The organism is Paracoccus kondratievae (assembly GCF_009301415.1).
In the GTDB taxonomy this organism is placed as follows: Bacteria; Pseudomonadota; Alphaproteobacteria; order Rhodobacterales; family Rhodobacteraceae; genus Paracoccus; species Paracoccus kondratievae.
In genome coordinates this window covers 1933203-1953502 of sequence record NZ_CP045072.1, presented here as the reverse complement: position 1 = coordinate 1953502, position 20300 = coordinate 1933203, and the positions used below count along the sequence as shown (strand labels likewise).

Sequence of the window (20300 nt, the reverse complement as noted above, 5' to 3'; positions counted from 1 at the left end):
TCACAGTCTTTGCTGGCCGGTCAGATCAGCAGCACCTGCGTGCCGATCGTGGTCAGATCGTAAAGCTGGGAGATGTGCTCGTTGTAAAGCCCGATGCAGCCGTTCGAGGATTTGCGGCCGATCTTGCGCGTGTCATGGGTGCCGTGGATGCGGTAATATTGCCAGCTGAGCCACAGCGCATGGGTGCCAAGCGGGTTATCGGGGCCCGGCGGCACGAAATCCGGCCATTCGGGGTTGCGCTTTTTCATCTCGGGGGTCGGAGCCCAGCTCGGCCCTTTGACCTTCTTGATGATCTCGGTCCGGCCGGTGCGGGTCAGGTCGGGGCTGACCGGGACCGAGGTCGGGAACAGTTTGTAGACCGACTGATCCTCGGACCAGTAATGCAGCGCGCGTGAGGTCAGATCGACAAGGATCGCGCCATTGGTCAGATCCTTGAAGTAGGGCTGCCAGTCCTGCATGCGGAAACTGGAGATATTGCGGCGCGAATCCTGATTCGGATCATATTGCACCATGCCCGCGTCAGGCGTGGCGCCGCCGCCCGTACCTTGCAGCGGCAGCCCGGTATAGGGGTCGATGGCCTGTGCGATGGCGGGGGCTGCCAGCCCCGTAGCGCCGAGAGCCACCGAGGCGGTCAGGAATTTCCGGCGCGAAACCGGATTTTTCGGCGTGATCATGTGTCGCTCCTGATAGTGACGGGCCGCTTGGCGCGGCCTTCTTTGCCCGAATGTGTGAATAGGTCTTGCTGGAGTCGCGATTTACGCCTGCGCCTGACGCCTTGCAATTCAAACTGGCGTCATTGTCGCAACAGAGTCGCAGCCTGTGGCTATCACGCAATCTTGGGTTTGAAGCAGCTCGCGCGCTTTTGTATGGCTGACGCAAAACCTCCTTTGGGGACAGGACATCATGTTGAAATTCGCTACCTTGGCTCTTGTGTCGGTGCTGGCCCTTTCGGCCTGCCAAAGGCCGGCCCAGCAACTGGGCCCCGACGGGCAGCCGCTGCCGGTCGCATACAAGATTACCCCGCGTGAGGCAGCGCAGATCCCCGGCCGCGTTCTGGGCCAGGTCAACTCGCTGCGCGCCAATGTCGCTGCGCCCGCGATGATCCAGAACCCGATGCTGGACGCGGCTGCCCAGGCCCATGCCCGTGACATGGCGGCACAGAACCGCGCCTGGCACTTTGGCTCGGACGGTTCGTCGCCGCTCGACCGTGTGCGGCGTCAGGGCTATTCGGGCCACCTGATCGGCGAAAACATCTCGGAGACCTATGAGAACGAGATCACCACGCTGAACGCATGGATGCAGAACCGCGACACCCGTGACGTGATCATGGACCCGCGTGCGACCGAGCTGGGCATGGGCTGGTATCAGGAACCGTCGGGCAAGATCTGGTGGGTGCTGATCACCGGCGGTGCGGGCGGCGCGTCGAATATGGTAGCCGGCAGCTTTGCTGCGCCCGGCGCCGGTATCTGATTTTCCGGGTCACCGAATCGCAAAGGGGCGGTATTGGCTGCCCCTTTTTCATGTCTCGTCGTTTGCCGATCCGCGGGGCTAGTGGATAGTGGAATACGGCTGCGTCATGTGCAGGTGACCTCCTTATCCCGACCTTGCTCATCCCCAGCGGCCTTTTTCGACCGGTGTCGACGGGACCCATCCGGCGGATCGCGCCAGGTACTTGTGGTCCGGATACATCCCGCTGCGGATCGCGCAAATAAACAGGCCCCGGGTTTCCGGGGCCTTTCGCATGTCATCGTTCTTGTTTCCCGTGGGCTAGTCGGGGGCTAAGGCGAGTTTCCCCTATGCCCGGCAAGCCGCCGTTACGGGTAGAGAAAGACCGGAACGCCGGGCCTTAGCATGGTAAAGATCTCTTCGATCTCTTCATCGGTGACAGCGATACAGCCAGCGGTCCAATCCGGGCGGTTCAGTGCCCGTCCTTCGGGGCCCAGGCCGTGGATGAAGATGTCCCCGCCGGGCCTGAGTCCCATGGTAGCTGCACGTGCTACGTCCTGAGCCGAGGGGTAAGAGATGCCCACCGACAGGTGATAGCGGCTACGCGGGTTGAACCGGTCGATGAAATACATGCCCTCGGGCGTGCGCCCGTCGCCCTCGTACTGCTTGGGGCCGACCGGCTGGTTGCCAAGGTTGATCTTGTAGCTTTTGATCACTTCCTTGCCGCTGACCATATACATCTTGCGCTCACCCTTTTTCACCACAACCTGGGTGATGGGTGGCCCCTGATAGGTCTTGCTGGGTTGCAGACTGTCTCCACCGCCGCAACTGGCCACAACGGCCACTGCGACAACCGCGAAGAATGCGCGAATTGCCCGAATCATCACTGCCCTCTAAGTGCGCTATGCGCTTCGTTTTATTATGAAATACCACAAAGATTAAAAATTCGCTAGCGGCGACGAAATTCGGCGACGGTCTCGACATGCGGCGACCAGCGGAACTGATCAACGACAAAGAGCCGCGTCAAAATATAGCTGCTCTCGGCAAGAATTCGCGCATCCCTTGCGAAAGTGACGGGGTCGCAACTGACCCAGGCGAGCCGTGGAACCACGGCTCGGGCAATCTCGCGGGCCTGCGTTTCTGCACCGGCACGGGGTGGGTCGATCACGATTGCGTCATAATCCAGCTCATCAGGCAAGAGCGGACGGCGGGCCAGATCCCGAATCTCGGTCGTGATTCGGCGCAGGCCGGGGGCGCGGCGTGCGGCGGCATCCAGTGCCTTCAATGGCGCTGCCAACCCCTCGACCGCGTGCAGCATCGCTGTTTCGGCCAGGGGCAGGGTAAAGGTGCCGCAGCCCGAGAACAGGTCGAGCACCCGGTCCGCATCCCCAACCATGTCGCGCACGGCGGCAAGCAGCGCGGCCTCGCCCTCGGCCGTGGCCTGCAGAAACCCGCCCGGAGGCGGCACGACCAGCGCCCGGCCCATGGGCAATGCAGGCGGCCGGCGGATGATGCCTTGACCGTCCCAGCTTAGCCGCGCCAGATCGCCCTGATCGGCCAGCGCTGAAAGGCTTTGGAACAGACCGGGCGTCATCGGCTTGCCGCCGGTGACCGCGATATCCAGCCCCGCCGGTGTCTCGGTCACTGCCAGAGAAACCTCGCCCGAGCGTGAGGCACCTGCCGTCACAAGCTGGCGCAGAAAGGGCAGGGCGGATTGGATGGCTGGGCGCAGCACATGACAATCTGCGATATCGACGATCACATCAGAGGCACGGGCGTGAAAGCCAAGCAGAGCGCCCTTTTTCGTCCTGCGCCCCGACAATACCGCACGGCGACGCGAGCGTGGCGGCGAAACATGAACCCCCGCAACCGGCGCAGACAGCCCCTGTGCGCGCAGCGCCTCGGTCACTACGCCGACTTTCCACGCCTTTACGAAGTTTTCCGAGCCGTGCATCAGCGAGCAGCCGCCACAGGCGCGGTAATGCGGGCAGGGCGGTCGTACCCGATCGGCCGAGGGCGTCACGATGCGCGGCGCGGCAATGCGGCCCTCGGCAGGGTCACCCTCAATCTCTTCTCCGGGCAGGGTCAGCGCGACAAGGGCTCGCTGATCGCCGCTGACGGCCACGCCATCGCCCTTGCGGCCCAGACGTTCAACTGTCCAGATTGTCACTCGGCTGCCTCGGCGGTCTCGTCATCATCCTCGGTGCCAAGGAAACCGCCCGACTGGCGATTCCAGTAGCGCGCATAGGTGCCGTTCAGTGCCAGCAGTTCGGCATGGGTGCCCTGTTCGACAATGCGGCCTGCCTCCAGCACCACAATGCGGTCAAGCTCGGCAATGGTCGAAAGCCTGTGCGCAATCGCCAGCACCGTCTTGCCCTGCATGGCGCGGTGCAGCGCGTCCTGAACCTGCGCCTCGACCTCGCTGTCAAGCGCGCTCGTCGCCTCGTCCAGCACAAGGATCGGGGCGTTCTTGAGCAAGGCACGGGCAAGGGCGATACGCTGGCGCTGGCCGCCGGACAGTTTCACGCCCCGCTCGCCCAGATGGGCGTCATAGCCGGTGCGTCCCATATGGTCGCGCAGCGTCAGGATAAAGTCATGCGCCTCGGCGGCTTGGGCCGCTGCGACGATATCTTCTTCGCTGGCGTCAGGGCGACCGTAGAGAATGTTCTCGCGCGCCGAGCGGTTGAACATCGCGGTTTCCTGCGTGACCATGGCGATGTTGCGGCGCAGGCTTTCCTGGGTTACGGCACGCACGTCATGGCCATCCACCCGGATCGCGCCGCGATCGACGTCGTAAAGCCGCAAGAGCAGCGACACCATGGTCGATTTCCCCGCCCCCGAGGCCCCGACGATCCCCAGCTTTTCGCCCGGGGCGATATGCAGATCAAGATCGCGGATGCCCCCCTTGTCGCGACCATAGGCGAAATCGACATGGTCAAAGTCGATGCCGCCCCGGACTCGGCCCAGAGAGATGGCATCGGAAGCATCCGTCAGGGCATGGGGCGGCGCAAGGGTCTGCATCCCGTCCTCGACCTCACCGATGCTGCCCCAGACGCCCATCAGGGCCATGCTGACCCAGCCGGTCATCTGCGCCAGCCGCATGGCGATGGCGCCGGCGGCGGTGATGTCGCCTGCCGTTGCAAGCCCCTGTCGCCACAAAAGGATGCTGCCCCCGACGAGGATCACCGGCAGCGCACCCGCGATGGTCATCAGCGACAGCCGGAACCAGGTCGAGACGCGGCCGAAATCCAGTGCCCGTTCGCGGAAACCGGCCATGGCGCCAAGCGCGGCGCGGTCCTCGTGTTCGGCATGGGCGAAAAGCTTGACGGTCTTGATATTGGTGATCGTATCGACGACCTGTCCCGTGACCATGGCACGGGCCGAGGCACGGCTGGCCGAGCGTGAGCGGATGCGGGGCAGGAAAAAGCGGATCAGCAGCAGATAAGAGCCCAGCCAGACAATCAGCGCCAGTGCCCCCCATCCGTCGACCGAGACCAGAAACGCGGCCGAGCCGATCACCGAGGCCAGCGCAAAAGCGACCACGTTCACGAATTCGGTTGCGACATCGGTCACTGCGCGCGCGGTTTGCATCTGCTTTTGTGCAATGCGCCCGGCAAAGTCGTTGTCAAAAAAGGTGACCGCGTGGCCCATCGTCCAGCGATGCAACCGCGACAACACCAGCGGCAGGATGTTCGGGCCAATGATGACGCTGGAGCTGGCGGTCGAAAGGCCAAAGATCGCCGGACGAATCAGCAGGAAAAAGGCGACAAAGCCAAGGATCAGCCCGCCCTGATCGGCCCAGATCCGGTCGACGGGGGTCGAGATGACTGCATCGACCACCCAGCCCAGCATCACCGCCGAGACGACATCGGCAATCCCGCCAAGCGCCGAGGCAATCGCCGCGACCGTCAGCCCCGGCCAAGCCCCCGAGAGGCACCAGCGGAAAAAGGCCAGCAGGCTGCGCGGCGGCGGACCTTCGGCGGGGCGGAAAGCATCAATCATGCGGGCAAAAAATTCGTGCATCAGCTTCCGGCCTCTGGTTGCAGTGCGATTTGCAACAGCGCCTCGCGCGGCAGGGTGAAATCGCTGTCGATGTAGGCGGCCTCGGCGCGACGCAGCGCCTGACCCAATGCGGGGCCTGAAAGCTGGGGCATCAGGTCGCGGGCGGTCAGTGGGAATTTTGCCTCGGCCCCGCGCGCAAGCCGATGGCACCAGCCAAAGGGCGGAGTTTCACCCCGGGCCGCCCGGATCAGCACCGATTGCGCGGCGACGGCGCGGCCAAAATGATAGGCGGCGACCGGGGCGGGCATGGTCAGGGCCTGTGCGATCTGGTCTTGCGTCCGCGTCTCGTCCCGCGACAGGCGCAGCGCCTCGGCCGCGTCCGGGGGGGCAAGCAACGCCAGGCGGCGCGGCCAGGCGGTCAGCGCGCCGGTGCCGTATTCATGCTCGGCCTCGACCAACTCGGGCAGGTCGCTGGCATCGGCACCGGGCAGGACCTGTGTCAGCACCCCGGTTTCCGTCATCAGCGCCACAGAGGGCGAAGGGTCGGGCGCGTTCAGCAGCCGGCGGATTTCATACCCGATCCGCTCACGCGAGATGCGGGCCAGCCCTTCACGCAGCTCACCGCAGGCGGCGACCGCCTGCAGCTCGGCCTCGCGACCATACCAGGCAAGAAAGCGAAAAAAACGCAGGATACGCAGGTAATCTTCGGAAATCCGGTCATGGGGGTCGCCGACAAAGCGCAGCCGGCGTCTGGCCAGATCCTCAAGCCCGCCGACCGGGTCCAGCACCTCGCCTGTCGAGGTGGCGTAGATCGCGTTCATGGTAAAGTCGCGACGCTGCGCGTCCTCTTCGATCCGGTCGGAATAGGCGACGACGGCGCGGCGGCCAAAAGTCTCGACATCGCGGCGAAAGCTTGTCACCTCAAAGCCGCGCCCTCCGGCGATGACGGTGATGGTGCCGTGGTCGATCCCGGTCGGGACGGTACGCAGCCCGGCGGTTTCGGCAAGGCGAAGAGTTTCCCCGGGCCGGGCCGAGGTTGCGATATCCACATCTGCTACCGGTTCGCCCAAAAGGGCGTTACGGACCGCGCCGCCGACGATCAGCGCCTGTGCACCCTCGGCCGACAGCGCGGCCAGCACCTGTTTCAGGGCCGGATCGTCTAGAAAGGGCGCGGTCAGACGGGTCATGCAGAAAGCCTTGTCGCAAGGGAATGCAGTACGCGGGCGGTGGCGCCCCAGATATAATAGGGGCCCCAGGGAGCGACGTAATAATCGCGCCGCGCCCCGCGCCAGTGCCTGCCCTCGATACGGTAATTCGCGGGGTTGGTGATATGGGCAAAGGGGACGGTAAAGACCTCTTCGACCTCGTTCGCCTCGGGGGTGAGGGTAAAAGGGCCATGGACCAGCGCCAGCACCGGGGTCATCGCAAAGCCGGTGACGGTGCGATGCGGCGGCATGGTGCCCAGCACCTCGACCTGTGCGGGGTCAAGGCCGACTTCCTCCTGTGCCTCGCGCAGCGCGGCGGCGACCTCATCCCGGTCGTCGGGGTCGACCTTGCCGCCCGGCAGCGCGATTTGCCCGGGGTGGTGGCGCAGGCTTGAGGCCCGCTTGGTCAGGATCAACCGCCCGTTGCTGGCGTCAAACCCGGCAAGCACGCCTGCCGGGCGCAGCGCGGTTTCGGCAGCGGGGGGCGGCGCACTGGCGAAATCGTAATCTGACGAAGGCCCCGTCTGTACCGACAGGGCCTGCATCAGCTTTTCGCGCAGCGTCGCCATCAAAGCCCGGCCCGGCTTTCCCGGGCGTCGCTGTGGGGCAGAGGCTTGCCTTTGGCGTCGACCGTCGCGTCAAACCCAAGGCTTTGGGGGTCGAACTCGTAATGAGCGCCGCAGAACTGGCAATCGGCGGTCACGATCCCATCGGCATTAGTCATATGGGCGATGTCCTTGGCCGAATAGATCGACAGCGTGCCGCGCACCCGGTCGGCGCTGCACGAACAGCCAAAGACCAGATTTTGCCGGTCAAAACTGGTCGGCTCATCCTCGTGAAAGAGGCGATAGACCAGATTGGGCAGCGGCAGGGTGGGATCGACCAGCTCGATATCCTCGACCGTCGACATCAGCGTGGTGGCGCGGTTCCAGTCCTCGGACTGCGCGCCTTGCAGGATGTCGGCGGATTTGAGGTTTTCCTCCTCGGGATCAGCAGAGGCGTGGCTGGAGGCGGGCAGGGTCTGCAGCATCACGCCACCGGCGCGCCAATGCTCATCATGATGGCCGGGCAGGCGCGAGCGGCCCACCGTCAGTTCAAACTGGGTGGGCAGCTGTTCGGACTGCTCGAAATAGGTCTGCGCACAGGCGGCAAGCGACCCGCCGGCCAAAGGAGTCAGCCCCTGATAGGGTGTCGTCCCCTGACCCTGATCGATCAGCACAGCGAAATACCCCTGACCGATCTGGTCAAAGCCGGGCCGGTCAAGCTGCAGGCGATCGGCATCAAAGCTGGCCCAGGCACGCATGCGGGCGGGACCGCCCTCGGTTTCGGGGGCGTAGTAATCGGTTGCGATGGTGCGGACGGCACCATTGCCGCGCACCTGCAGCGACAGTTTCCAGCGCAGCTTGATAGTCTGGCCGATCAGCGCGGTCAGCGTGGTCAGTTCAGCCAGCACGGCGCTGACGGGCACCGGATAGTCGTGGCGAGACAGGATATGTTCAAGAACCGGCCCAAGACGCGCGATGCGGCCGCGGATGTCCGAGCGTTCAAGCTGGAAAGGCAGCACGCTGTCGTCCCAGGAAAGTTCCTTCGTTTCGGTCATTGCAAGTCCTTCGGAATGCGGAATGCGCGGGGCCGTCAGCGGCCTTGCGCCTTGGCTTCCAATATAGGCGCTGCGTGGAAAAGCCCAAGGGGCCGCGTTCCGCCTGTGGGCTTGCGACTTTCATGTGTGTTGACGGCCGGCGGGCTGGGGCGATAACCCGGACCGGCGCAATGCAGGGAGCCAGCCATGACCTTTGATCGCCGCATCAAGATCGCGCCTTCGATCCTTTCCGCGGATTTCGCCAATTTCGGCCAAGAGTGCCGCGCGGTCGAGGACCAGGGTGCCGACTGGGTCCATGTCGATGTGATGGACGGCCATTTCGTACCGAACCTGACCTTTGGTCCTGCGATGTGCAAGGCGATCCGTCCGCATATCCGCGGCGTCATGGATGTGCATCTGATGATCGCGCCGGTCGATCCCTATATCCAGGCCTTTGCCGAGGCGGGCAGCGATTTCATCACCGCCCATGTCGAGGCTGGGCCGCATATTCACCGCACGCTTCAGGCCATTCGCGGAGCGGGTGCCAGGGCGGGTCTGGCGCTGAATCCCGGCACCCCGGCCGAGGCGGCGCGGCCACTGCTTGATGATGTCGACCTGATCTGTGTGATGACCGTGAACCCCGGCTTTGGTGGGCAAAAGTTCATCCACAGCCAGATCGGAAAGGTGCGTGAACTGCGTGCCATGATCGGAGACCGCCCCGTGCATATCGAAATCGACGGTGGCGTCGATCCGACCACCGCGCCGCTGGTTGCGGCAGCGGGGGCCGATGTGCTGGTCGCGGGTTCGGCAGTGTTCCGGGGCGGCTCGGTTTCAAACGCCGCGCCCTATGGCGAGAACATCCGTGCCATCCGTGAAGCAGCCGAGGCCGCGCTGCGTTGATCTGGCGCGGCGCTACGGCGCTTGCCGGCGCGGCGCTGGGGCTGGCCGCGCCCCTTGCCGGTGCCGACTGGCGCGAACGGCTGGCCCTGTCCGGGCCAGAGGTCACGCCCGGCGGCATCTGGCTGCATGCGGCAAGTGTGGGTGAATTCAACTCGGTCCGCCTGCTGGCCGAAGAGCTTGCGCGTGACTTTCCCCTGATGGTGACCACGAACAGCCTTACTGGCCGCGAGCTGGTGCGGGGGCTTGGCCATGCGGCTGCCCTTGCGCCACTGGACGTGCCGCAGGCTGTGGGGCGCTTTCTGGACCGGATACGGCCACGCGTTCTGGTCACGGTCGAGAATGAGCTTTGGCCCAACCGCTCGGCCATCGCGGCGGCGCGGGGGGTGGCGCAGGTGGTGGTGGGCGCGCGCATGTCGCAACGCTCGGCGCTGCGCTGGGGCAGGTTGCCGGGGCTGATCGGGCCGATGCTGCGCCGCATCGACGCGCTTTCTGCCCAAGATGCGGGTAGCGAGGCGCGGCTTCTTAAGCTTGGGCTGCCCGAGGCGGCGCTGACCCCACGCCTGAACCTCAAGCTTTTGGGTCCGGCGCGGGTCGAGCCGGGTCAGGACGGGCCAGTGCGCTGGTGTACCGTGCTGGCTGCCTCGACCCACGAGGGCGAGGAGGCGCCGATCCTTGATGCATGGCTTGCCGCGCGCGAGGCGGTGCCACAGCTGCGGCTGATCCTTGCCCCGCGCCACCCGCGGCGCGGCGATGCTGTGGCGGCCCTGATCGCGGCGCGGGGGCTGGAGTTTTCCCGGCGCAGTCGGGGTGCAACCGAAAGCGCGCCGGTGCTGCTGGCCGACACGCTGGGCGAGATGGAGCACTGGTATCACGCCGCCGGGATCTGCGTCACCGGCGGTTCTTTCGTCGAGGTGGGCGGTCATACACCATGGGAACCGGCGGCATGGCGCTGTGCCATCCTGCACGGGCCGCATGTCGAAAACCACGCTGGCGATTACGCCGATCTTGATGCAGCGGGGGCGGCAACAGGCTGTGCATCCGCCGATCTGCCACAGCGGCTGGTCCGGTTGGTGCAGGACGCCGAGGGGCAGCGCCACATGGGCGTGGCGGCGCGGGCGCTGCTGCTTGAAAGGGCTGGCAATCCCGCCACGCTTGTTACGCGGATTCGGGATCTGGCGCAGCGCGACCTTGTATAAGCCCTTTCATCCCCCGATATCTGAAGGGGAAAGGAGTCAAGATGATCCGCTACGCCCTGCGCTGTGACAAAGGCCATGATTTCGACGGCTGGTTCCGGTCTTCGGACGGGTTTGAAAGCTTGCGTTCGGCGGGTCAGATCTCTTGTACGCATTGCGGTTCGGCCAAGGTGGAAAAGGCGCTGATGGCCCCGCGTGTCGCGCAATCGCGCGACGAGGCTGCCGATCTGCACACCCCGCGCAATGAATATGAGGCCACGGTCGAAAAGCTGCGCCAGCATATCGAGGATAACTCGGATTACGTGGGCATGTCCTTTGCCTCTGAGGCCCGCGCCATGTTCGAGGGGCAGGTCCCCGAACGCGCGATCCATGGCGAGGCGCGGCTTGAGGACGCCAAAAAGCTGCTTGAGGACGGCATCCCGGTGACCCCCTTGCCCTTCCGTTCGCGCCAGCGGGCGAACTGAACCCAGCGGCTCAGGCGGGGGCGTGCTCGCCGTCGATCATTACCATGATGCGCCCGCGCGAACAGCGTTCAACCCTGGCCTCGACGCCATAGACTTCGGCCAGCAACTCGGGGGTCAGAACCTCTTCGGGGCGTCCTTCGGCACGGGTATGGCCGCCGTGGATCAATACGATGCGGTCGGCCCATTGCGCCGCCAGCGCCAGATCATGCAGCACTGCGACAACGATCCGGCCCTCGCCTGCCAGCCGACGCAGTTCTGATAACAGACGGACCTGCCGCGCCAGATCCAGCGCGCTGGTCGGTTCGTCCAGCAGCAACAGGCGTGGGTCGCGCACGATGGCTTGCGCCAGGCTGACCATCTGACGCTGCCCGCCTGACAGCGATGACAGGGGCTCAAGCGCCAGCGCCTCGATCCCCAGCTTGTTCAGGACTGCCATGGCCGTGGCATCGGCCTGTCGCGCGCTGACGGTGTCCCCCGAACGCAGCGCCGCGATCACGCTTTCCAGCGCCACAAGAGAAGAGCTGGCCGGCAGGCTTTGCGGCATGAAGCCGACCAGCCGGGCGCGGTCGCGCATCGGAACATGCGCAAGGTCGCTGCCGTCAAGGACTACCTTGCCACCATAGGGTTGCAGCTGGGCGATGGCGCGCAGCAGCGTGGACTTTCCTGCGGCGTTCGGTCCGGCCAGCACAGTGACTTCGCCCGGGCGCAACAGTGGCAGATCCAGCCCCGACAGCACATTGCGTGCACCGTAGCGGACCGAGATATTCTGTGCGAGCAACCCCTCCATCAACGCCGCCTTCCCCGCAGGATCAGCGCGAAAAAGATCGGCAACCCGATCAGAGAGGTGACCAGCCCGACCGGCAGCAGCACACCCGGCACCAGCGTCTTGCTAAGCGTCGAGGCCAGCGACATCACCAGCGCCCCGGTCAGGATGCTGGCGGGCAGAAAGACGCGGTGGTTTTCGCCGACCAGCATGCGGGCGATATGTGGCCCGGCCAGACCGACAAAACCGATCACCCCCACCATCGACACGGCCGAGGCGGCCAGCAGGCTGACCCTGAGCAGTGTCCAGCGCCTTAGCCCGGAGACATCGACGCCAAAGCTGCGGGCCTGCGCCTCGCCCAGCCGCAGTGCGGTCAGCCTCCATGCGGCGCGGAAGGAAAAAGGTACCGTAATGGCCAGCACCAGCGCCAGCATCAGCACCCCCTGCCATTGCGCCGACGCCAGGCTGCCCATGGTCCAGAACACCAGCTGTTGCAGCGCATCGGCCGAGGCGACAAATTGCAGCAGCGACAGCAGTGCGGCCGAGGTAAAATTCAGAGCCACCCCGAAAAGGATCAGGACCTCCGGCCCGCCGCCGCGCAACCGGCCAAGCAATTGCAGCAGGGCAAGCGCGCCAACCGCAAAGACAAAGGCGTTGACGGAAACGCTCCAGACGGCGGGCAGGCCGGGCAGGGTCAGGCCCAGCACGATCGCCACCGCAGCGCCAAGCGCGGCCGAAGACGAAACGCCCAAGGTAAAGGATTCGGCCAGCGGGTTTTCCAGCACGGTCTGCATCTCGGCCCCGGCAAGCGCCAGCGCCGCCCCGACGAGCAAGGCCATACAGGCGACCGGCAGCCGCACATCCCAGACGATCACCTGCGTGCCGCGCCCGACCTCACCTCCGGTCAGCGCGCGCAGCGTTTCTGCCAGCGGCAGACCGGCCGGGCCGGTGACCAGATCCAACAGCAGCGCCGCCAGCGCCGCCACACCCAGAACGCCCACGAGCAGGGCGTTGCGCCGGCCTTGCCGGTGGTAAAGTTGCAGGATCGCGTCGCTCATTTTTTGGGGGCCACCCACCATGTACCCGGCACAGTGACAGGCGAGAAACGGGCGTTGATCTCGGCCAGGGTGGCGGCGGGATCGACGTCCTCGAAAAGGTCGGGATGGAAGGTTTTCGCCAGATATTCGATCAGCGCGATATGCACGGGCGAATCGTTGAAAAGATGCCAGACCCCGGCGACGCGGCCGTCCTCCACCGCCCGCAGCGAGGAAAAGCCGGGGGCCGAGATCAGCCGGTCAAAGCTGGCCTGCGCGGTCCTGGCATCGACGCCCGAGCCAAGCACAAGCCCGCCACGCGCCGCCATATGCGTGCCGCCTGTGGCGATATAGATGTCGGGATCGGCCCCGATCAGATATTCCAGACTGACATTGCCAAGCACGCCTTTCACGCTGTCATTGCCGATATTCTGGCCGCCAGCAGTGGTGATAAAGTCGTTAAACACCCCGGTTCCGACCGTTGAACAGCAGTTCACCGGCGCGGCATGGACGTGAAAGAACACGCGTGGCCGCCTGATATCCGGCGCGGCCAGCCGGTCGCGGATACGCGCCAGGCGGCTTTCGTAGAAGGTCGCGAATTCCTCGGCCCGTTCCTCGGCGCCGGTCAGTTTGCCAAGAACGCGCAGGCTGGGGATCGAATTTTCCTGGGGGTGGGAAAAGAAATCCACATAGGCAACCGGGATACCTGCGGCCTCGATTTGCTGGCGGGCGACTTCGGTGCCGGGGTCGTTGCGGTCGATCAGTGTCAGGACCACCAGATCGGGATGCAGGGCAATGATCGCCTCGGCCGAGATGTCGCGGTTGCCCGAGCCGACGGGACGGATCTCGTCAATGGCGGGGAATTTTTCGCGATAGGCCTGCATTGTCGGCTCATCCAGTGCCTTGTCCAGCCGCCAGCCCGCGACCAGCGCCACCGGATCGTCATGGATCAGCCCAAGGACGGCCAGATGACGGCCTTCGCCCAGAACGATATGCTTTGCAGGCTGGGGCAGGGTGACCTGACGCCCAATGATATCCGTGACGGTCACCTCAGCCCGGGCCGCAGCCAGCGAAGTGACCAGGGCAAGGGCGGCAAGCAGGGCGCGGGTCAGGGTCATGGGCGCATCCATTCGCAAATACCCGTGGCGCGCTGGGATTTGCTCGCCACGGGCCGGGTCAGAGGCTGTCTTAGCCTGCGGCGGGGGTGATGCGCCAGATACGGTCGCCGGCCTCGTCCCCTTCGCCTTTCGACTTGTTCACCGCCCAGATGTTGCCTTTGCCATCGGCGCGCAACTGGTTCGGCAGGCTGCCGGCGTCGATGTTGGCGACGATTTCGCCTTCGGGGCTGACGACGGCGATGGTACCGGCGCCGCGCGTGGCGACATAGGCCAGCCGCGAGACCGGCTCGAATGCGACGTTCAGCGCCCCGGCACCCACGGCGACGTCATGCAGGACTTCGCCGGTTTCGGCCTTGATGATCAGCAGGTTGTCGGTGGCCTGCGAGGCGACAAAGATCAGCCCCTCTTTCGGGTCATAGGCCACGCCCGAGGCGGCCTTGGCGCCGGGCAGCGCGATCACCCGGACTTCGCCCGATTTCAGATCGACGATTGCTGCTTCCGGGGTGGACAGGCTGACGGTGACAAGCGTGCCGCCCTTTTCGTCGATATCCAGCGCCATGGTCGAGAACTGCTCGCCCCGGATCTGCGATTTGATGACGATAGGCTCCAGCGGCTCAAGGGTCTTGGTGTCAAAGACCTTGATCTCGGATGAGCCGGTCGAGCTGGCATAGGCGCGGCTGTTGGCCTCATCCACGATGATATCGCGGGCATGAGGAACGGCCCCCGGCTCGAACTGCTTGACCAGCGACAGGTCCGATTGCCTGTAGACTGCGGCGGTGTTCTGACGGGTATTCGTCACCCAGACATTGCCGTTTGCCTCATCGACGTCGACGCCATAGACGGCGAAAACCCCTGCGTCGCTGCCGTCTCCGCCAGCCGGAGCGGCGGCGGGTGTAACCTCGGCCTCGATCTTCAGCGTCTCGGGGTTGATCTTGACAAGTTTGGATTCCTTGACCGGGGGACGGCCGACCGCGCTGGTCACAAAGGCGGCGTTCGCGGCCTCGCTGAACTTGACCTGATAAAGGCCGCGCACCACCGGTTCGCTGGCGACCGAGAACTTGTCCGTGCCCGAGACCGGTACCTCGGGCGAGATCTTCAACTCGACCACCTTGGCCGAGGCGGGGTTTTCGGTGATGACGACGATCGGTTGCAGGCCCAGTTCGGCCTCGGCATCAATGTCCAGCGCAAAACTGAACTTGCCCTCGGCATCGACGGTGATCGGTTCAGCGTTCAGGGTGGTCGTGCCGCGCATCAGCGTGACGGTCTGGCCGGGGATCAGGTCCTCGCCCTCGATCACCGCCTTGCCGCCTTTATAAACAGGGGCGCGGTCCACGCCGCCTGCTCCGACATAACCGGCGAAATCAACCAGCGGTTTGGTAAAGATGGTGTCGGCCAGCACCGGGCCGGACAGGACCGACAGTGCCAGCGCCGAGGCGCCCAGCATCGCGCGCAATGAGAGGCAGGAACGAATGGCCATGGGGGAACTCCTGAAAGGGATCGGGTTAGCTGACCGCTATGGCTGGCTGGTTTCGCGGGGCACCCTATATTCCTGACGGTCCTTGTCAACTAACCCAAACCACGGCACAGAGCTTTGTGAACGGAAGGATTGTCGCACCATGTCGCAGCTAGGCAAAGTCGGGCCCGAACACGCAAGAAAGCAGGCAGAGCTGCGCATATTTCAGACCGGCGCGCCAACACATGAACTTTCGCAGCGCACGGTGGCCGTTGGTCCGGGCTACCGGTTGTTTCTTGCCTTACCCAGGGGGCCAGCGCCTGTGCAGGGTTGGCCGATCCTCTACATGCTGGATGGCAATGCTGTTTTCGACTTTCTGACGGCCGAGCATTTGGCCCAGGCGCCGGGGCTGGTGATCGTCGGTGTCGGCTATGACACTGACCGGCAATTCGCGCGTGAGCTGCGGACGCAGGATTTTACCGCCCCCGACGGTCCCGGAGACGGGCTGCGCCCCGATCACGTTCATCCCGGCCGGACGGCTGGAGGTGCGGCGATCTTTCACGATCTGCTGACCGGACCGCTGCGTGCTGCGGCCGAGGATGGCCTTGCTGTCGACCCCGCCCGCCGCACGCTCTGGGGGCACAGTTTTGGCGGGCTTTTTGCGCTTTATGCGCTGTTGGCGCGGCCCGGGGGGTTTGCGCGTTACGCCTCGATCAGCCCGTCAATCTGGTGGGATGAGGCACTGATCCGCCGTGTTGCCGCTGCTGCCGCCCCGGCCTCGCTGCCGCTGCTGGTGGCATTGGGGGATCGCGAAAAACGCTCGGGCAGTGACGGCCCGCCGCCCGATGGTCCTGCGCCTGCGACCATGCAGTTCGTTGCCGATCTTGCACAACATCCCGGGCATCGCGCGCAACTTCATGTGCTGCGCGAACATGTCCATATCCAGACCCTCGCCGGCTCGTTCCCGCTGGCTTTTCAATTCGCCGAGGCGGATTAACCGGATCTTTGGACTTTCGCGCGAATGATGGTGCGAAACGATGAGGTGATTCGGATGGGCTTGGCCGGATATCTGTTAATCGGGTTGCTTTGCGGCCTTGGCATGGTCGGAATATGGCCGCGCATCGCGTCCCGCGGAGGCGGGGAGCTGCCTAAATGCGCGAGGACTGGGCGTTCTGCCATGGCTGAGTTGAGGCAAGGGTCTGCCCCAAATCTGCCCCTTGCCTTACCGTTGTTGCTGCTGCGCCCGCCGGATACGGTGGTCAGCCGCGGCGCAGCCTTTGGTTAATCGCGGGTCCAATCAGGGCGGTGGCCTCGGTCGAGGTCATCTCGGCGTGTAAAAAGGGCAGGTCGATGACCTCTAGCCAGCCGACATAGGGGCCCCACATTTCCGGTGTCAGATCCCGGTCCTTGTGATCGCGGGCGGCGCGGAAATGCGTGATCTTGCCGTCGTAGCGACGGTGGCGATGGTTGCGGATCAGCCGGTTCGTGCCGGTGACTGTGCGGATCACCCCGTCAAGCACCTGCGCGGGCAATGCCCCCAGCGCGCTGTCTCCCTGACGCAGAAAGGCGACGACCGCCTCGCGGGTGTCCAGATCGCGATGCGCCTCGGGATCATAGCCGGCAATGGCCAGCAGTGCGCGCAGCGCGGCGACCGGGTCAGGTTCGGGCTCATCACGCCAGGCGTCGCAGGGATAGCTGTCCAGCATGGCGACAAGGCCGGGCTCACGGCCCATGCCGGACAGGATCGCCGCGATTTCCTGGGCCAGGATGCCGCCGACCGACCAGCCGACCAGATGGATCGGTCCCTGTGGTGCCAGTTCAGCCGCCTTTTGCGCATAGTCCTGCGCCAGCGCGGCAAGGCTGTCCGGCATGGGCACGGATGGATCAAGCCCCGGGTGCTGCAACCCCCAGACCCGCCGGGTGGGGGCGATGCGCCGGGCAAGACCGCGATAGCCCCAGGACAGCCCGCCAGCCGGGTGGATAAGGAAAAGTGGCGCGGTATTGGCATCGCCTTCGGCCAGCAGGATCACCGGGCCAAGCCCGTCGTCCTGCGGCGCCTGACCGTCCAGTGCAGCGGCCAGTACCGCCAGCACGGGATGTTCAAAAATCGTGCCAAGGCCGGGGTCGCGGCCGATTTCGGCCTCAAGCGCCTGGGCCAGCCGCACAGCGGATAGCGAATCCCCGCCAAGCGCAAAGAAATCCGCTTCGGCTGGGGCGGGTTCAGACAGGTGCAGGATCTCGGCGTAAAGCCGGGCCAGCAGTTGTTCGGTCGGGGTTTCGGCGGCCCGGCCGGCCACGGCGAATTCCGGCGCGGGCAGCGCCTTGCGATCAAGCTTGCCGTTCGAGGTTACGGGCAGCGCCTCCAGCGCCACCTCGGCCGAGGGGACCATATAGGCAGGCAGGCAGGCCGCCAGCCGCTCGGCCAACAGGCCCGGCCGCCAGTCCGCGGTCGGCACCAGATAGGCGACGAGACGCTTTTCGCCGGCATGATCTTCGCGCGCGATGACCACACATTCGCGGGCAAGGCCGGAGGCCATGATCGCGGCCTCGATCTCGCCCAGCTCGACCCGCAGTCCGCGGATCTTGACCTGATGGTCCGAGCGGCCAAGATAGACCACCGCCCCATCCGGCCGAAGCCGCGCCAGATCGCCGGTGGCGTAAAGCCGTCCCGCAGGCCCGTTGATAAACCGCTCGGCCGTCAGATCGGGGCGACCCAGATAGCCGCGCGCCAGTTGCACCCCGCCCAGATACAGATGCCCGGCCAGTCCCGGCGGCACGGGGCGCATCCGGTCGTCCAGCACCTCCAGCGCCGTATTCCATACCGGCCAGCCAATCGGGATGGGGTTTGAGCGGTCTTCGGGCGTAGCGGGCCAATAGCTGACATCCACTGCCGCTTCGGTCGGGCCATAGAGGTTATGCAACCCGGCCGTGATCCGGGCGTGGAAACGGTCGCGCTGATCCGCTGTCAGCTCTTCTCCCGAGCAAAAGACCCGCCGCAGCTGCAGTCCCTGCGAGGCCGGCGAGGCCAGAAACGCCGAAAGCATCGACGGGACGAAATGGCAGGTAGTGATGGCACGTTCGCGGATCAGGCGCGCGATGGCCGCGGGGTCACGATGTGCGCCGGGGGGTGCCATCACCAGCTCGGCCCCCGTGGTCATGGGCAGGAAGAACTCCCACACTGAAACGTCGAAGGTAGCGGGGGTCTTTTGCAGGATGCGGTCCTGCGACCCGACGCCGTAATGCGCCTGCATCCACAACAGGCGGTTGACGATGGCGCGATGTTCGACCGCGACGCCCTTGGGCTCGCCGGTCGAGCCCGAGGTAAAGATCACATAGGCCAGATCGCCGGGCCGAGGCCCGTCCTTTGGTTGGCCTTCAGCAGGCCAGTTTTCGGGCAGCAGAATCCGGGTTTCGGGTGGGAACAGCCCGGTCAGATCGGCCGAGGTCAGTGCCGCGACCGGTTGTGCCTGCGCCATGATGCGGGCGATGCGTTCGGGCGGATGCGCAGGGTCAAGCGGCAGATACGCCGCCCCGGCGCGCAGGATCGCCAGCAATGCGACGGGCAGTTCCAGCGACCGCTCAAGCGCCACCGCCACGATACGGTCGGGACCTGCGCCAAGCTGTTGCAGTTGCGCGGCAAGGGCGGCGCTGCGGCGATCGAGTTCCGCAAAACTGAGGGTCTGTGCGCCAAGGCTGACGGCCGGGTCCTTGGGCGTTGCGGTCAGCCGGGTCTCGATCAGCGCAGTCAGGGTAGTGTCGGGCAGGGGGTGGCGCGTGGCCTCGGCCCGTGCGCGCGAGGCTGCGATTTCTTCGGGGCTGGCGGTCGGGACACTGGCAAGGCTTTCTGCGCTGAGCGCGGCGGTCAGAAAGGCCACCAGCCGGTCGCCATGGGCGCGCACCTCTTCGGTTGAGTAGAGGGCGGGGTTTGCATCCACCTCAAAGATCATGCCCGAGGCGGGATCGCCGCGAAAAGTCAGGGTCAGGTCATCGACTGCGCCAGCGCCAAGAATATGTAAACGACAATCAAGGCCCGGAAACTCAGGCGCTTTGTCAAAAGGTTGCACGTTTACCAGCGGGCCATAAAGGCGCCGTGTGCCACCCACGAGCCCCAGCTCGCGCCGCAAAAGCTCGCTGCGGTAAAGGCCACGGCGACGGGCCTGCGCCATACGCCGGGACTGCGCTGCCAGCCATTCGGGCAGGGGCGCGTCCTCGTCCAGTTGCAGCCGGTGCGGCAGCACGTTCATCGCCATACAGGGCACCTGGGCAATCGTGCGCCCCATGCGGGCCATGAAGGGCAGGCCGATCACCGCCTCTCCGCCCGTCCAGCGCGCAAGATAGGCCCCGGTCAGCGCATTCAGCACATCGGGCCAGCCCAGCCGGTGCGTGGTGCTGTAATCGGCCAACCTGTCCAGCAGCGACTGGGGCAGCAGGCGCGAATCGCGCAGGAAATCATGGCCGCTGACCGCGCGACCCTGAGCCAGCCCGCTGACTTCGGGCATTTCGGCCAGTTCGGCGTGCCACCAGTCACGGTCGGCAAGGCGGCGGGGCGAGGCGCGCCAGGCTGTATCCTCTTCGAACGCCAGCGACAGAGGGCCAAAGGGTTGGGGTACGGGGGCTCCGGCAACCAGCGCCGCGTAATGCGCGGCGATACGGTTTGTCACCAGCACCATGCCATAGCCGTCGATGGCCAGGTGATGGATGCGCTCGTAAAGCAGATGGTGCCGGGGGCCGAGTACGAAAAGCGTCAGCGCCCCCGCAGGTTCATTTTCCAGATCCAGCGGGCGCTGGCTGTCGGCCTGCATCCGGGCCAGAGCCTGCGCCTTGGCGTCGGGTTGGGCGGACAGATCGGCAAAACCCAGCATCGGGGGCTGCCCCACCCATTGCCGCGGTCCCTCTGGCCCGGTGGCAAAGCGCAGCGCCAGGGCCGGGGTCTCGGCGACGGTGCGGGTCACGGCCTGAACCAGCGCATCCCGGTCCAGAGAGCCGGTCAGCTCAAGATACTGCCCGGTATTCAGAATCGGGTTTTCGGGGTCCAGCGCCTGAACATACCACAACCCCTCTTGTGCCTCGGTCAACGGGTGGTTGTCTGCGCTTTGTGCCTGATGACGAAAGACATCCATGTCACGCCCGCCCTTTTCGGGAT

General features: G+C 65.3%; 17 protein-coding genes. 5 read left to right on the top strand and 12 right to left on the bottom strand.

Going from position 1 to position 20300, the window contains the following annotated elements; all coding sequences use genetic code 11:
• Nucleotides 1-20 precede the first annotated feature (20 nt).
• The gene (locus tag F8A10_RS09780; protein ID WP_010393551.1) at nt 21-674 is read right to left on the bottom strand and encodes a L,D-transpeptidase; all 654 of its coding nucleotides are present in this window, start codon (nt 672-674) and stop codon (nt 21-23) included.
• A 229-nt stretch (nt 675-903) separates the two neighbouring features.
• On the opposite strand from F8A10_RS09780, the gene F8A10_RS09775 reads away from it, so the two are divergent.
• The gene (locus F8A10_RS09775) at nt 904-1470 is read left to right on the top strand and encodes a CAP domain-containing protein (RefSeq protein WP_010393552.1); all 567 of its coding nucleotides are present in this window, start codon (nt 904-906) and stop codon (nt 1468-1470) included.
• Nucleotides 1471-1814: 344 nt separating this feature from the next.
• On the opposite strand, the gene F8A10_RS09770 is transcribed toward F8A10_RS09775, so the two are convergent.
• The 6 genes from F8A10_RS09770 to hslO all read right to left on the bottom strand — a co-directional run bounded on the left by F8A10_RS09770 (nt 1815) and on the right by hslO (nt 8253).
• Nucleotides 1815-2330 (bottom strand): L,D-transpeptidase family protein, encoded by a 516-nt coding sequence (locus F8A10_RS09770; protein WP_010393556.1) that lies wholly within the window; start codon nt 2328-2330, stop codon nt 1815-1817.
• 65 nt (nt 2331-2395) lie between these two features.
• Complete coding sequence (locus F8A10_RS09765) at nt 2396-3616, bottom strand: class I SAM-dependent RNA methyltransferase (RefSeq protein ID WP_152367206.1); 1221 nt, start codon at nt 3614-3616, stop codon at nt 2396-2398.
• Nucleotides 3613-5469 (bottom strand): ABC transporter ATP-binding protein, encoded by a 1857-nt coding sequence (locus tag F8A10_RS09760; RefSeq protein WP_010393562.1) that lies wholly within the window; start codon nt 5467-5469, stop codon nt 3613-3615. Before F8A10_RS09760 ends, F8A10_RS09765 begins: the two co-directional genes overlap by 4 nt.
• Nucleotides 5469-6635 carry a CCA tRNA nucleotidyltransferase gene (locus tag F8A10_RS09755; protein WP_010393565.1) on the bottom strand — a complete coding sequence of 389 codons (1167 nt, stop codon included), beginning with the start codon at nt 6633-6635 and terminating at the stop codon, nt 5469-5471. The genes F8A10_RS09760 and F8A10_RS09755 overlap by 1 nt, the downstream gene beginning before the upstream one ends.
• The gene (locus F8A10_RS09750) at nt 6632-7222 is read right to left on the bottom strand and encodes a CoA pyrophosphatase (protein ID WP_152367205.1); all 591 of its coding nucleotides are present in this window, start codon (nt 7220-7222) and stop codon (nt 6632-6634) included. The genes F8A10_RS09755 and F8A10_RS09750 overlap by 4 nt, the downstream gene beginning before the upstream one ends.
• Nucleotides 7222-8253, bottom strand: coding sequence for an Hsp33 family molecular chaperone HslO (gene hslO, locus F8A10_RS09745; RefSeq protein ID WP_010393568.1), 1032 nt, complete (start codon nt 8251-8253; stop codon nt 7222-7224). The genes F8A10_RS09750 and hslO overlap by 1 nt, the downstream gene beginning before the upstream one ends.
• 186 nt (nt 8254-8439) lie before the next feature.
• Here hslO and rpe point away from each other — a divergent pair, with 186 nt between their 5' ends.
• Genes rpe through F8A10_RS09730 form a run of 3 tightly spaced genes read left to right on the top strand, consistent with a single transcriptional unit; the run spans nt 8440 to nt 10789 of the window.
• Nucleotides 8440-9132, top strand: coding sequence for a ribulose-phosphate 3-epimerase (rpe, locus tag F8A10_RS09740; RefSeq protein ID WP_010393570.1), 693 nt, complete (start codon nt 8440-8442; stop codon nt 9130-9132).
• The gene (locus F8A10_RS09735; RefSeq protein WP_152367204.1) at nt 9129-10328 is read left to right on the top strand and encodes a 3-deoxy-D-manno-octulosonic acid transferase; all 1200 of its coding nucleotides are present in this window, start codon (nt 9129-9131) and stop codon (nt 10326-10328) included. The genes rpe and F8A10_RS09735 overlap by 4 nt, the downstream gene beginning before the upstream one ends.
• 41 nt (nt 10329-10369) lie before the next feature.
• Nucleotides 10370-10789, top strand: coding sequence for a DUF1178 family protein (locus tag F8A10_RS09730; protein ID WP_152367203.1), 420 nt, complete (start codon nt 10370-10372; stop codon nt 10787-10789).
• Between the two features lie 10 nt (nt 10790-10799).
• On the opposite strand, the gene F8A10_RS09725 is transcribed toward F8A10_RS09730, so the two are convergent.
• From F8A10_RS09725 to F8A10_RS09710, 4 genes are all read right to left on the bottom strand, one after another.
• The gene (locus tag F8A10_RS09725) at nt 10800-11576 is read right to left on the bottom strand and encodes an ABC transporter ATP-binding protein (RefSeq protein WP_085501782.1); all 777 of its coding nucleotides are present in this window, start codon (nt 11574-11576) and stop codon (nt 10800-10802) included.
• Complete coding sequence (locus F8A10_RS09720) at nt 11576-12610, bottom strand: FecCD family ABC transporter permease (protein ID WP_085501781.1); 1035 nt, start codon at nt 12608-12610, stop codon at nt 11576-11578. Before F8A10_RS09720 ends, F8A10_RS09725 begins: the two co-directional genes overlap by 1 nt.
• Nucleotides 12607-13704 (bottom strand): ABC transporter substrate-binding protein, encoded by a 1098-nt coding sequence (locus F8A10_RS09715; RefSeq protein WP_152367202.1) that lies wholly within the window; start codon nt 13702-13704, stop codon nt 12607-12609. The genes F8A10_RS09720 and F8A10_RS09715 overlap by 4 nt, the downstream gene beginning before the upstream one ends.
• Nucleotides 13705-13774: 70 nt before the next feature.
• A complete protein-coding gene (locus tag F8A10_RS09710) occupies nt 13775-15181 on the bottom strand; it encodes a Vgb family protein (RefSeq protein WP_085501780.1) in 1407 nt (468 codons plus the stop codon).
• Between the two features lie 139 nt (nt 15182-15320).
• Between F8A10_RS09710 and F8A10_RS09705 the strand changes: the two genes are divergently transcribed.
• The gene (locus F8A10_RS09705) at nt 15321-16154 is read left to right on the top strand and encodes an alpha/beta hydrolase (RefSeq protein ID WP_152367201.1); all 834 of its coding nucleotides are present in this window, start codon (nt 15321-15323) and stop codon (nt 16152-16154) included.
• Nucleotides 16155-16416: 262 nt separating this feature from the next.
• Here F8A10_RS09705 and F8A10_RS09700 read toward each other — a convergent pair whose 3' ends face one another.
• The gene (locus F8A10_RS09700; RefSeq protein WP_152367200.1) at nt 16417-20277 is read right to left on the bottom strand and encodes a non-ribosomal peptide synthetase; all 3861 of its coding nucleotides are present in this window, start codon (nt 20275-20277) and stop codon (nt 16417-16419) included.
• Nucleotides 20278-20300: the final 23 nt, after the last annotated feature.